We start from the raw sequence: 13,249 nt of genomic DNA on the forward strand, positions 1-13,249 counted from the left end.
TGGCAACCGGGCTGGCAACTGACGGGGCAAGTGGCGCAATAACTGCTGCGCCATCGCACCTTCACCCGCGCCGCGCCACCAGATCCGACACGTTCTGCGCCGCCACTTGCAGCGGCTCCAGAAACGCTTTCACCATTTGTTTCGCCGAATTGCGCTGGGCGTTACCGCTGATATTCATCGCCGCGATCACACGCCCTTGCCGGTTGCGAATCGGTGCGGACAACGAAATCAATCCGCCTTCCAGTTCCTGATCGACGATCGCCCAGCCCTGACGGCGCACCTGGGCGATCAGCTTTTTCAACTCTTCCGTGTCGGTGATCGTGCGCGGCGTGTGGGCGTACAGCTGCGTCGAACCGAGCGTGGCGTCGAGCGTCTCGTCGTCGAGCGCGGACAGCAGGACGCGGCCCATCGACGTGCAATAGGCGGGCAGGCGGCTGCCGATCGACAGGTTGATGGTCATGATCTTGTGGGTCGGCACGCGCAGCACATAGACGATCTCGGTGCGGTCGAGCACGGCAGCCGAGACGCTTTCGTGGACATGCGCCGAGAGCTCCTCCATCACCGGTTCGGCGAGATTCCAGAACGGCATCGAGGTCAGATAAGCGAAGCCGAGGTCGAGGATCTTCGGCGTGAGGCGGAACAGCCGTCCCTCCATTTCGACATAACCGAGCGTCTGCAAGGTCAGCAGAATGCGCCTCGCCCCCGCCCGCGTGAGGCCGGTGGCAGCGGCGACGTCGGTGAGCGTCTGTTCGGGACGCTCAGCGTTGAACGCGCGAATCACCGCGAGACCGCGCGCGAACGACTGCACGTAGGAGTCGCCCGGTCTGTCCGGCGCGTCCGTTGTGTCGGGCGCGCTGGCCGGTTCGGCAGGCGATGCTTGGGGGGCTTTGCTCATGGGCCTTTTCAGTGTTGCTTGGGGTAACGGGACGCCACGCCGGTGCGGGCCACCCGGGTGCGGGCCACCGGAAAGCCGTGAAGATAGCTTATGCCCTGCGTTTCGCCAACCTTGCCGATTTTGTATCTTGCGTAGCGCCAGGGTCCGGCGACGCTTTTGAAGGTGGGCCGGCGCCCACTGGCTGACCGGCCGGATTGGCAAAGTGCATCACCAGGGTTTTCGGGGATGCCGAATACGGCGTAAATTTGTATGATGACCCGATGACTTAACAAGCAGAGGCCGCATGTTCGAGAAGATTCCCGCTCGCGCCCTGAGCGACACCGTCGCGCAGCAACTGCTCGGGCAGATTGACAAAGGCGCGTTTGCCCGCGGCGGCAAGCTACCGACAGAAGCCGTGCTGGCGGGGCAGTTCGGCGTCAGCCGCACGGTGATCCGCGAGGCGATTTCGCGCCTGAAGAACGAGGGCGTCGTGGAGCCGCGGCAGGGCAGCGGGGTGTTTATCGCGGCCCACGGCGCGATCCGGCCGCTGCGCATCGACTATGCGGAGGCGGTCGAAGGCGGATCGGTGTTGCAGATCCTCGCGCTGCGCCGGGCAATCGAGGCCGAGGTGGCTTCCGAGGCCGCAACCCGACGCAGCGACGCCGATCTGGTGTCGATCGACACCGCCCTCGCCCGGATCGACGAGGCCGTCGCCGAGGGCCGCGACGGCGTCGCCGAAGACGTGGCGTTTCACCGCGCGATTGCCGTGGCCACCGGCAATCCGTATTTCCTCAAGACGCTGGCGTTCCTGAATCAGTACCTAGAAGCGGGGACCGTCGTCACGCGCCGCAACGAGGCGCTGCGCGAAGATTTCTCGCGCCAGGTGCGCGAGGAGCATGCTGCCATCGTCGCGGCGATCCGCACGGGCGATCCGATGGCCGCGAACCAGGCCGCCCGTACGCATTTGTACAACGCGGCACGACGCCTGGTGGAAGCCGGTACCGGCTGACACGGTAAGGCGTTCAAGCCAGGCGGGATGCCGTTAGCTAGCTGCCAACAGCGCTGCGAACTCGAACGATACGAATCTCTTCCGGAGTGCAGAATGTCCAGAAACGTTGGCGTTATCGGCCTTGGTGCCATGGGGCTGGGCGTGGCCCGCTCGCTGTTGCGGGCCGGATTCAGGGTGCACGCATGCGATCTGCGCCCCGCCGTGCTGGAGAATTTCGTCGCGGACGGCGGCATTGCCTGCGCGAATCCGGCTGAACTGGGCGCGCATTGCGAGGTGGTCGTCACGCTGGTGGTCAACGCGGTGCAGACCGAAGCCGTGCTGTTCGGCACCCAGGGTGCAGTGGCCAGCATGAAGCCGGGCGGTGTGGTGATTGCCAGCGCCACGGTGTCGCCGGACTTCGCCATTGAACTCGGTCAGCGCGTCGAGGCGGCCGGCCTGCAGATGCTCGATGCCCCCGTCTCTGGCGGCGCGGCGCGGGCCGCTTCCGGCGAGATGACCATGATGACCTCGGGGCCGGCCGCCGCGTACGCCGCCTGCGAGGACGTGCTGGCCGGCATGGCCGGCAAGGTTTACCGGCTGGGCGCGGCGCACGGTGTCGGCTCGAAAGTGAAGATCATCAACCAGTTGCTCGCGGGCGTGCATATTGCCGCCGCCGCGGAAGCGATGGCGCTCGGCCTGCGCGAGGGCGTCGACGCTGAATCGCTCTACGACGTGATTACGCACAGCGCCGGCAATTCGTGGATGTTCGAAAACCGCGTGCCGCACATTCTCAAGGGCGACTACACACCGTTGTCGGCGGTCGATATCTTCGTCAAGGATCTCGGCCTCGTGCTCGATACCGCGCGCCGTTCGAAATTCCCGTTACCGCTCTCGGCTGCCGCGCATCAGATGTTCATGATGGCGTCGTCAGCAGGGCACGGCGGCGAGGACGACTCGGCGGTGATCAAGATTTTCCCCGGCATCGCGGTGCCGGCGGCGAAGTCGTAGCAGGAGCGGCCTGATGACAACTTCCTCTTCGCGGCCGCTGCTCGGCTGCATCGCCGACGACTTTACCGGCGCCACGGATCTCGCCAACATGCTGGTGCGCGGCGGCATGCGCACCGTGCAGAGCATTGGCGTGCCGGCTTCCGATGAAGCGGTGGAGGCCGACGCACTGGTGGTGGCGCTGAAATCGCGCACTATCCCGGCCGCTGACGCCGTGGCGCAATCGCTGGCCGCGCTCGACTGGTTGCGCGCGCAAGGATGTCGGCAATTCTTTTTCAAGTACTGCTCGACCTTCGATTCGACCGATGCCGGCAACATCGGTCCGGTAGCGGATGCGTTGCTGGATGCCTGCGCTGGCGAGAATGCGTTGACGATCGCCTGTCCGGCATTTCCCGAGAACGGGCGCACGATCTATCGTGGCCACTTGTTCGTCGGCGACGTGTTGCTCAATGAATCGGGCATGCAGAACCACCCGCTCACGCCGATGAACGACGCGAATCTCGTGCGCGTCCTGCAGCGGCAGACCGCATCGAAAGTGGGTCTCGTGCGCTACGACAGCGTGGCGCAAGGCGCCGCGGCGGTGCGCGAGCGGCTTGAGGTCTTGCGGCGCGACGGCGTGCGCATGGCGATTGCCGACGCGCTTTCCGACGCCGATCTGCACACACTCGGCGAAGCCTGCGCGGATTTCAAGCTGATTACGGGCGGCTCGGGCGTGGCCATCGGTCTGCCGGCAAACTTCCGCCGCGCCGGTCTGCTTGGCGGGACGGCGAGCGCGAGCCAGTTGCCGCTCGTCGAAGGCCGCTCGGTCGTATTGGCGGGTAGCGCCTCGCAGGCCACCAACGCCCAGGTGGCGGCCTGGCGCGAGGGCCGGCCCGCATTCCGGATCGATCCGCTGGCGGCTGCGCGCGGCGAGCCGGTCGTGGAACAGGCGCTCGCGTTTGCGCGCGAGCACTTCGGCGCCGAGCAGCCCGTGCTGATCTACGCCACGGCGACACCCGACGAAGTCAAGGTGGTGCAGCGCGAACTCGGCGCCGAACGAGCGGGGACTCTCGTCGAAGACACGCTCGCGGCCATTGCACTCGGTCTGCACGCACTGGGCGTGCGCAAGTTCGTCGTGGCCGGTGGCGAAACCTCGGGTGCGGTCGTTCGGGCGCTCGGCGTGCATACGTTGCGCATCGGCGCGCAGATCGACCCTGGCGTGCCGGCTACCGCGACCACCGGCGAGCAACCGCTCGCCCTCGCGCTCAAGTCCGGCAACTTCGGCGCGACGGATTTCTTTGCCAAGGCGCTGCGTCATCTCGACGGGGCGGCATCATGAACTTAGGCATCCTTATGAATGACGAGACGAGGCTGCGCGAGGAGATCTGCGTCACGGGTGCGAGTTTGTATCAGCGCGGCTATACGGTGGGCAGCGCGGGCAATATCAGCGCGCGTCTCGACGATGGCTGGCTCATCACGCCAACCGACGCGTGTCTCGGCCGGCTCGATCCGGCCGCCATCGCCAAGGTCGATCTCGCGGGCAACGCGGTGTCAGGCGGCCAGCCGTCGAAAACCCTCGCGTTGCATCGCGGCATCTACGCACGCAACCCGCAGACGCGCGGCATCGTCCATACCCATTCGACGCATCTGGTTGCCTTGACGCTGGCCGGCGTGTGGAGCGAGGCCGACGTGCTGCCGCCGATCACTCCGTACTACGTCATGAAGGTCGGCCACATTCCGTTGATCCGTTACCGGCGCCCGGGAGACCCCGAGGTGGCCGAACAGATCGCAGCGCTGGCCGATACCGTGCGCGGCGTGCTGCTGGAGCGGCTCGGCCCGGTTGTGTGGGAGCGTTCGGTGGCGCAGGCATCGTATGCGCTGGAAGAACTCGAGGAGACCGCGCGCCTCTGGTTGATGACGAACCCGCGTCCAGCACCGCTCGATGCTGCCGCGCTGGAAGAATTGCGCAACGTGTTCGGCGCGCGCTGGTAACGCTGCACGACGCGAGTGGGTCGGGTGGTTCAATCGAAAAAGGAGTCATTGCAATGCCTCGCTTCGCTGCAAATCTGACCATGATGTACAACGAACACGGCTTTCTCGATCGTTTTGCCGCTGCGGCGCAAGACGGTTTCAAAGCCGTGGAGTTTCTGTTTCCCTACGATTTTCCGGCCGCCGAGATCAAGACGCGGCTAGGCGCGCACGACCTGACCCAGGCGCTCTTCAACGCGCCGCCGGGCGACTGGGCCGCAGGCGAGCGCGGCATCGCTTCGCTGCCGGGCCGCGAGGACGAGTTTCGCCGCAGCATCGACACCGCGCTCGACTACACGCGTCAGCTCGGCAACCGCACGTTGCACGTGATGGCGGGCCTGATCGGCGCGGACCAATCGCGTGAGCGGCATCGCGAGGTCTATCTGCGCAACCTCGCGTACGCGGCTCAAACCACGCAGGCCGATGGCATCACCGTGGTGATCGAGCCAATCAATACGCGCGATATCCCCGGCTTCTTTCTGAATCGCCAGGACGATGCGCAAGCGATTTGCGCGGAAGTGGGCGCGTCGAATCTGAAGGTGCAATTCGACTGCTATCACTGCCAGATCGTCGAGGGCGATCTGGCGGTCAAACTGAAACGCGATATGGCGGGCATTGGCCACATTCAGGTCGCGGGCGTGCCTGAGCGGCACGAACCGGATCTGGGCGAACTGAACTACCGCTATCTGTTCGATCTGATCGATACGCTCGGCTATGACGGCTGGATCGGTTGTGAATACCGTCCGCGGGCGGGAACGTCGGCAGGTTTGGGCTGGCTCAAACCGTATTGGCAGAACAACGCCTGATTTGAGGGGTTTCCGGGAGCAAATCTGATGAAAGTATTGATCACCGGCGGTGCGGGGTTTCTCGGCCAGCGTCTCGCGCGAGAACTGCTGGCACGCGGCGCGCTGAAAGGACAGGACGGCCAGCCACAGCCGATTACCGAGCTTGTGTTGCTGGACGTGGTCGCCGCGACTGGCTTCGGCGACGACAGCCGGGTTCGCTCGGAAGTGGGCGACATCGCCGAGCGCAGCGTGCTCGAGCGTGTGATCGACACGCAGACCTCGTCCATCTTTCATCTGGCTGCGATCGTCAGCGGTCAGGCGGAGGCGGATTTCGACCTTGGCATGCGCATCAATCTCGATGCGTCGCGTCTGCTGCTCGAGATTTGCCGGGCACGTGGGCATCGTCCGCGGGTCGTGTTCACGAGTTCGGTGGCGGTGTATGGCGGCGACATGCCGGACGTGGTGCGCAACGACACGGCATTGAATCCGCAGTCGTCCTACGGAACGCAAAAGGCCATCGCGGAACTGCTGCTGAACGACTATACGCGGCGCGGCTTCGTCGACGGCCGGGTATTGCGCCTGCCCACGATCAGCGTGCGCCCCGGCAAACCGAATGCGGCGACTTCGTCGTTTGCGAGCGGCATCATCCGTGAGCCGCTCAACGGCGAGGTGGCGATTTGTCCGGTGCCCGGCGGGACGCGTTTGTGGTTGTTGTCGCCACGCAAGGCGATTGCGTGCCTGATCGCCGGACTCGAAATCGACGGCGCCGCGCTCGGCACACAGCGCGCGCTGAATCTGCCGGGCATTTCGGTGACGGTGGACGAAATGGTCGCCGCATTGCGCGAAGTCGCGGGAGACGCGGCGGTCAAACGGATCGAGTGGCAACCGGATCCGTTTCTCGAGAAGATCGTCGGCAGTTGGCCGGGCCGTTGGGACATGACGCGCGCGGAGCAACTCGGCCTGAAGGGGGAAAGCAGCTTTGCGGACGTAATCCGCAGTTACATCGAGGACGAGCATATTCGACCCGTTTGAGTTGGCAGGGCCGGTATTCCTCGTGGCGCGGTGTGGTCGGGGTCCGCCCCGTCCAGCATGGACATGGCCGAGAGGGGCCATACCACGGGCGTGCGAGGGCTTGTCCGCAGGCCATTTCCGCGCCAGGTATTTCCCTGAGCGCGTCGAGGCGTGCTTGACACGCTTTCCGCGCCACGCCTATTATCATGCCTTGTTGTTCGAAATACGATCAGTTGTGCGTATAGCGAACAATCTGAAGCCTGCCGGCACCCGTTGACTGCTATCCTGCGAAGGGTTGCGCGGAGTCTGCGTTTGGCCGTGGCATGACTTCCGGAGATCCCTTCCGCTCGCCGTGACGACATGACCGGGCAAAGCGGCCGTGCTGCGCGACGCGGCGGCCGTGGGCCGGCTCTGTCGCGCGCCGTGTGGCGCAGCATCCAACTGGAGACGAGACATGACTGAAGCTTTCCTGTGCGACGCGATTCGCACGCCGATCGGCCGCTACGCGGGCGCATTGTCGTCGGTGCGCGCCGACGATCTGGGCGCGGTACCGCTCAAGGCGCTGATGGAGCGGAACAAGGACGTCGACTGGAGCGCCATCGACGACGTCATTTACGGCTGCGCCAACCAGGCCGGCGAGGACAACCGCAACGTCGCGCGCATGTCGCTGCTGCTTGCGGGCTTGCCGCAGGCGGTGCCGGGCTCCACGGTCAATCGCCTGTGCGGTTCGGGCATGGATGCAATCGGCATTGCCGCGCGCGCGATCAAATCCGGCGAGGCGGCGTTGATGCTGGCGGGCGGCGTCGAAAGCATGAGCCGTGCGCCGTTCGTGATGGGCAAAGCAAGCAGCGCGTTCTCGCGGCAGGCCGATATCCACGATACGACGATCGGTTGGCGTTTCGTCAATCCGCTGATGAAACAGTTGTACGGCGTCGATTCGATGCCGGAAACCGGTGAAAACGTCGCAACCGACTACAAGGTGAGCCGCGCCGATCAGGACGCATTCGCGCTGCGGAGTCAGCAAAAGGCGGCCCGCGCGCAGCGCGACGGTACGCTCGCGCAGGAGATCGTCGCGGTGACGATCGCCCAGAAGAAGGGCGATCCGCTGGTGGTGTCGCAAGACGAACATCCGCGTGAAACCAGCCTCGAAGCGCTGGCGAAGCTGAAGGGCGTGGTGCGGGCGGATGGCACGGTGACGGCGGGCAACGCTTCGGGCGTGAACGACGGCGCGGCTGCACTGCTGCTCGCCAACGAAGCGACCGCGCGGCAGTTCGGCTTGACGCCGCGGGCACGCGTGCTGGGAATCGCCACCGCCGGCGTCGCGCCGCGCGTGATGGGAATCGGCCCGGCTCCGGCAACGCAAAAGCTGCTGGCGCGCCTGAACATGACCATCGATCAGTTCGATGTGATCGAGTTGAACGAGGCGTTTGCATCGCAGGGGATCGCGGTGTTGCGCGCCCTCGGCGTGGCGGATGACGATGCTCGCGTGAACCCGAATGGCGGTGCGATTGCGTTGGGTCACCCGCTCGGCATGAGCGGCGCCCGGCTCGTGACGACGGCGATGTACCAGTTGCAGCGTACGCAAGGGCGTTTCGCTTTGTGCACGATGTGTATCGGCGTCGGCCAGGGCATTGCAATCGCCATCGAGCGTGTCTGATTGACCCGGCTGCGGCCGGTATCCGCATGCTGAATCAAAGCCCCGTTCGTTAGCGAACGGGGCTTTTTTGTGTCAAACGGAGAAAAAGCCGCTTTTTCTCGCTCGAAAAAGGGGGCTGCCCCAAGAGCCATCTTGCGTCACAATGCCTGCGGAGAAGGACGCCGGTTGCGAAAACACGGTTGTCAGGCACGTCAATCTGGGTCAGTTTGCCCGTCCGGGAATAAAAACGCACTGCCGGCAGTCTTATCAATGTCGGTCACGGATAGGCGTTACCGCAGGAATTGAACAATGGCCGATCCAAATATAGCGAAGCGTTTCGAATCGCTCGTCTTGCCCCACATGAATTCGGCCTTCAACGTCGCGCGTTGGCTGACGCATAACGACCAGGACGCGCAGGACGTCGTCCAGGAGGCGTATTTGCGCGCGTTCCGTTATTTCGGCGGATTCCGTGGCGAGGATGCGCGCGCCTGGCTATTGAGCATCGTGCGTAATACGTTTTACACGTGGCATCAGCAGAACCGCGATCATGCCGCGGAGACCACGGAATTCGAGGAAGACATGCACAGCCTCGAGACCGTCAACGCTGGGCATGACGACAGCCCTGAGGCGACGCTGATTCGCAGCCAGAGCCGCAAGCGGGTGCATCAGGCGCTCTCCAGCTTGCGGCTGGAATTCCGGGAGGTGGTGGTGCTGCGTGAGCTGGAAGAGTTGTCATACAAAGAAATCGCCGTCATCGTCGGGATTCCGATGGGGACGGTGATGTCTCGCCTCGGGCGCGGGCGCCAGCAACTCGCCGCGCTGCTCGCACCGACGGATCAGGAGGCGTGATGGATCACGAACAGGCGTTTGAACTGCTGCCGGGCTATATCGACGAGGAACTGAGTCTGTCCGAGTCGCTCGAATTCGAGCGTCACCTGGCCAGTTGCGAACGGTGCAAGCACGCCTATGAGCAGCAGCGTCAAGTCATCATGCAGTTGCGGCAGAACGATTTGCGGCTGGACGCGCCGCCGGAACTGGTGAAACGCATCCGGGCAGCGCTGCCGGTGCAGCGCTCATGGTGGCAGCGCGTCGCTAGCCGGTTGGGTGGCGTTTCTGGCTTCGGCGGCACGGGTCGCACAAGCGGTACGGGTGGCACGCTGGGCTGGGCGCCGGTCGGCGCGATGGTGGTGAGTCTGGTGGCTTTGACCTGGAGCGCGGGCCTCTACCTTTCGCTGCCCGCTGGCGATACGCACCTCACGCAGGAACTGGTGGACAGTCACGTGCGGTCGCTGCAGTTCGATCACCTGTACGACGTGATTTCGACGGATCGCCACACGGTCAAGCCATGGTTCGACGGCAAGATCGACTTCGCGCCGCCCGTGATCGACCTCGCGCAACAAGGCTATCCGCTGGTGGGCGGTAGGCTCGACTATCTGAACGGACATGCAGTCGCGGTGATGGTGTATCGCTACAAGCTGCATCCGATTAACCTGTATGTCTGGCCAGGCAGCGAGGCAGGTGCGACACCGCATATCTACGAGCGGCAGGGGTATCACCTCGCGCACTGGAGCGCGGCGGGGATGAATTACTGGGCCATTACCGATGCCGGTGAAAGCGAGCTGAATGGCTTCGTTACGAATCTGCGAGCGCATTCAGCTTCGTAGCGCGTAGTCACACGTGAGGCGAGGCTTTTTGCCGGCGAGGCAAGGCCCTGCCGATAAATACCGGTCAAGCAGGGAATAAACCGGACGACGCTGCAGTCTCCTCATTGAATCCAGTCAGGAATTCCGCCGGATGGTCCGGCGCACCAGATCCTGCACTTTAATCGTGAGGTCACCATGTCGTCAGATCTTCCATCCGATCCGTCCCGCCGCGGCGCGTTGAAGTGTCTCGCCTTCGGCGGCGTAGGCACCCTGTTCGTTCTGGCAGGCGGCATTCTCACTCCCGTGGAACTTGCGCTGGCAGCAAGCGCTAAGGAATCCTCAGCGCAGTCCGGCATTCCGCTATTCCTGCAGATCAGCGATACCCATATTGGCTTCAACAAGGAGGCCAACCCCGATGTGGCGGGCACGCTCAAGCAGACCATTGAATTCGTCAACGCCATGCCGATCAAGCCCGCGCTGACGATTCACACGGGCGACATCACGCATCTTTCGAAACCGGAGCAGTTCGATCTCGCAGCGCAGTTGCTGTCGGGACTGAATATCACCGAATTGCATACGGTGCCAGGCGAGCACGATGTGACCGACGGCCCTGGCACCGAATACTTCAATCGTTTCGGTCAGGCGTCGGATAACCGCGGCTACTACAGCTTCGATCATAACGGCGTGCACTTCATTGGGCTGGTGAACGTGATGCACTTCAAGCCGAACGGTCTGGGCGGCCTGGGTGACGATCAGCTTGCGTGGCTCCAGAACGACCTGAAGGGCCGCTCGTCGAGCACGCCAATCGTCGTGTTTGCGCATATGCCCATGTGGAGCATCTACGAGCCATGGGGCTGGGGCACCGGCGATGCGGGTCAGGCAATGAGCTACCTGCAGCGCTTCGGCTCGGTCACCGTGTTGAACGGCCATATCCATCAGATCGTGTCGAAGGTGGAGGGCAATATCACCTTTCATACAGCGCGTTCCACCGCCTATCCGCAGCCGACCGCCGGCAACGGGCCAGGACCCATGCCGTTGACGGTGGCGAGCGATCAGCTACCGCGGATGCTCGGCGTGACCAGCATCAAGATCATGCACCACCCGCTCAAGGTGACGCTGGACGACACCACGCTCGTTTGATTCGACACATTCCATTCACCAGAGAGGTTAAAACATCATGATTAGTACTGCGATGAGACGTGCGTTCGTTGTCAAACTCGGTGCGATGCTGCTGGTAGCGGCGTCGGCGAACTTGCAGGTGGCTCGCGCGGATGAGCCGAATGCCGTTGTAATCAAGAACTTCATGTTCACGCCGATGGCGCTCACCGTCAAAGCGGGGTCGACCGTGACCTGGAAGAATCTCGACGGCGAACCGCATACGGTGGTCAACGATTCGGGGCTGTTCCGCTCCGCCGCGCTCGATCAGAACGAAACCTATCAGTTCAAGTTCGATAAGCCGGGGGTGTACAACATCTTCTGCGGCATTCATCCCAACATGAAGGCGACCATTACGGTGCAGTAGCGTTGAAACTCAAAAGGGGCGGCAGTGTGTTGCAGCGAAGGCGAACCGCACTCGGCAGCGGTTCGCGCGACATCGTTACGAATGCGCATAGAGGGTGGGAACAGGCTTCTCCGGGAGTTCGTTTGCCGCTACCGGACGCTGATACAAATAACCCTGGCTGAACGGGACGTCCGCATCGCGCAGTGCCTGATGCTGCGCTTCCGTCTCTACCCCCTCCGTAATCACGAGGAGTCCGAAATGTCGCGCGACGGACACGATTCCCCTGATCAGTTCGACGCCGCCCGTATCCACTTGGGACACGAATTGCCTGTCGATCTTGACGAAGTCGAATGGAAAGCGATTGAGCAAATCGAGGTTGCTGTGCTGCGTGCCGAAGTCGTCGATGGCGAAACGGATGCCGCGCGCTCTGAGTGTCTCGAAGATTTGCGTGACCCGGGGACTTTTGCTCAGCAAAAAGCGTTCGGTGAGTTCCAGCACCAGGCTGACTCCTTCGGGCAGCGTAGCGTTCACCGCCAGCACCTCCGTCACGAAGCCTCTGCGTTCAAGGTCGCGTGGTGCAATATTGACCGCGATGCGAAATGGCCGGGTCGGCATGTGCACACTCATTTCAGCGGCCGCCGTGCGTAGCACAAAACGTGTGACATCGGCGAGCAGCGGGCTGGATTCGACCTCGGGCATGAACACCGGGGCTGACCGCTCCCCACTTCGGATGTTGCCAGCGCAGCAGCGCTTCGACGCCTACCGTCGCGCGGCTTGCCATGTCGATGATCGGCTGATAGACCACGTACAGCTCGCCCTGCCGCAAGCCGCGCCGCACGGCGGCGAGCAGCAGGCGGCGGGGCGCGAACGTGAGCAGATAAAGCGTTGCCAGCAGCGCATTCAGCAGCACCCCGAATCCACCAAACAGCAAACCGTACTTCCAGCGCGTCTGCGAGATGAACGCCGGTGAAGCGGACAGGACGATGGAGAAGGGCCGCAGGCTGGACGCCACGCGGCTCGCGTCAGCGGGGAGTGGTTCGCTGGCGGCAATGAACTTGCCCTGGTCGGTGAGGCGCCCTACGCCTTTGATCGACAGGACGGTCTGCTGGGCGCCGTATCGCGCGCCATGGGCGAGCAGGTCGGTAATGTATTCGCCTTCGATAATGTACAGGACACCCAGGCGGTCGCTCGTGGCATGGAACAGGACGAGGACGGGTGTATCAGGCTGGAACGGTGTACGGAGAGAAGCTTGACACTGACGGGCACACCCGTCTGGTTGCGATAGCGCGCGAGCGGTACGTCAACCGTCCCGAGAGCGGATGAACAGTACAGGCGCCCATCTTCGACGAGCGTGATCACTCGCACGTAGGTGACGTAGGTCTGTAATTCGGATAACTGATGTCCCACCTGCACGCACGGCCGGCCAGCACCGAGGCGAGCAGGATAATGAGGCCGCAAGCGAGCGCTGCGAGTTGCCACAGGCGCGGCGCGATGCCGCGCGAGGCCGGTGCCAGGACGTTGAATTCGGCAGGAAATGGCTTGTTGGCGGCGTTTGACATGTCTCGCGGGCAACGCGGCAAGAGAGAATGGGGTCCATCTCAGGCGAGTGGCACCTAACAACTGGCGTGGTCTTTTGTTCTGATCAACATAGCGCGCACGGTTTTTGCGCGCAGGTCGCGTGGGTGCCGGATTGGCGGCGCGGGAACAGCTTGCCGTGCGGTATAAATTCGACGGCTGGATGGGCCGCGAGTGCCACGCCCTGAAGCCATCGAAGGGTAAAATACGGCCCGCCATGCAAC

General features: G+C 63.5%; 13 protein-coding genes and 1 pseudogene. 11 read left to right on the forward strand and 3 right to left on the reverse strand.

Translation table 11 applies throughout. The features are described from left to right. Positions 1 to 61 precede the first annotated feature (61 nt). Positions 62 to 895, reverse strand: a complete 834-nt coding sequence (locus P3T43_RS26900) for an IclR family transcriptional regulator (protein WP_429284044.1) — start codon at positions 893 to 895, stop codon at positions 62 to 64. A 283-nt stretch (positions 896 to 1,178) separates the two neighbouring features. Between P3T43_RS26900 and P3T43_RS26905 the strand changes: the two genes are divergently transcribed. The 11 genes from P3T43_RS26905 to P3T43_RS26955 all read left to right on the forward strand — a co-directional run bounded on the left by P3T43_RS26905 (position 1,179) and on the right by P3T43_RS26955 (position 11,471). Next, entirely contained in the window at positions 1,179 to 1,883 is a 705-nt protein-coding gene (locus tag P3T43_RS26905; protein WP_429284045.1) for a FadR/GntR family transcriptional regulator, read from the forward strand. Positions 1,884 to 1,976: 93 nt separating this feature from the next. Beyond that, a complete protein-coding gene (gene ltnD / locus P3T43_RS26910) occupies positions 1,977 to 2,870 on the forward strand; it encodes an L-threonate dehydrogenase (protein WP_429284046.1) in 894 nt (297 codons plus the stop codon). Between the two features lie 13 nt (positions 2,871 to 2,883). Then, a complete protein-coding gene (otnK, locus tag P3T43_RS26915) occupies positions 2,884 to 4,185 on the forward strand; it encodes a 3-oxo-tetronate kinase (protein ID WP_429284047.1) in 1,302 nt (433 codons plus the stop codon). Continuing rightward, positions 4,182 to 4,838, forward strand: coding sequence for an aldolase (locus P3T43_RS26920; RefSeq protein WP_429284048.1), 657 nt, complete (start codon positions 4,182 to 4,184; stop codon positions 4,836 to 4,838). Before otnK ends, P3T43_RS26920 begins: the two co-directional genes overlap by 4 nt. Positions 4,839 to 4,891: 53 nt before the next feature. Next, positions 4,892 to 5,680 carry a 2-oxo-tetronate isomerase gene (gene otnI / locus P3T43_RS26925; RefSeq protein WP_429284049.1) on the forward strand — a complete coding sequence of 263 codons (789 nt, stop codon included), beginning with the start codon at positions 4,892 to 4,894 and terminating at the stop codon, positions 5,678 to 5,680. Between the two features lie 27 nt (positions 5,681 to 5,707). Further along, entirely contained in the window at positions 5,708 to 6,691 is a 984-nt protein-coding gene (gene denD / locus P3T43_RS26930; RefSeq protein WP_429284050.1) for a D-erythronate dehydrogenase, read from the forward strand. A 433-nt stretch (positions 6,692 to 7,124) separates the two neighbouring features. Then, on the forward strand, positions 7,125 to 8,327 hold the full coding sequence (pcaF, locus tag P3T43_RS26935; RefSeq protein WP_429284051.1) for a 3-oxoadipyl-CoA thiolase: 1,203 nt from the start codon (positions 7,125 to 7,127) through the stop codon (positions 8,325 to 8,327). Between the two features lie 288 nt (positions 8,328 to 8,615). Further along, positions 8,616 to 9,155 carry a sigma-70 family RNA polymerase sigma factor gene (locus P3T43_RS26940; RefSeq protein ID WP_429284052.1) on the forward strand — a complete coding sequence of 180 codons (540 nt, stop codon included), beginning with the start codon at positions 8,616 to 8,618 and terminating at the stop codon, positions 9,153 to 9,155. Continuing rightward, complete coding sequence (locus P3T43_RS26945) at positions 9,155 to 9,970, forward strand: anti-sigma factor family protein (protein ID WP_429284053.1); 816 nt, start codon at positions 9,155 to 9,157, stop codon at positions 9,968 to 9,970. The genes P3T43_RS26940 and P3T43_RS26945 overlap by 1 nt, the downstream gene beginning before the upstream one ends. Positions 9,971 to 10,144: 174 nt before the next feature. Then, a complete protein-coding gene (locus P3T43_RS26950) occupies positions 10,145 to 11,089 on the forward strand; it encodes a metallophosphoesterase family protein (RefSeq protein ID WP_429284054.1) in 945 nt (314 codons plus the stop codon). 85 nt (positions 11,090 to 11,174) lie between these two features. Continuing rightward, a complete protein-coding gene (locus P3T43_RS26955) occupies positions 11,175 to 11,471 on the forward strand; it encodes a cupredoxin domain-containing protein (RefSeq protein ID WP_429284080.1) in 297 nt (98 codons plus the stop codon). Positions 11,472 to 11,546: 75 nt separating this feature from the next. Here P3T43_RS26955 and P3T43_RS26960 read toward each other — a convergent pair. Then, positions 11,547 to 12,630 (reverse strand): annotated as a pseudogene (locus P3T43_RS26960) (EAL domain-containing protein). Further along, positions 12,528 to 13,244 carry a CSS-motif domain-containing protein gene (locus P3T43_RS26965; protein ID WP_429284055.1) on the reverse strand — a complete coding sequence of 239 codons (717 nt, stop codon included), beginning with the start codon at positions 13,242 to 13,244 and terminating at the stop codon, positions 12,528 to 12,530. Before P3T43_RS26965 ends, P3T43_RS26960 begins: the two are co-directional and overlap by 103 nt. Positions 13,245 to 13,249 lie beyond the last annotated feature (5 nt).

It is taken from the genome of Paraburkholderia sp. GAS41 (genome assembly GCF_050436545.1).
Lineage (GTDB): Bacteria > Pseudomonadota > Gammaproteobacteria > Burkholderiales > Burkholderiaceae > Paraburkholderia.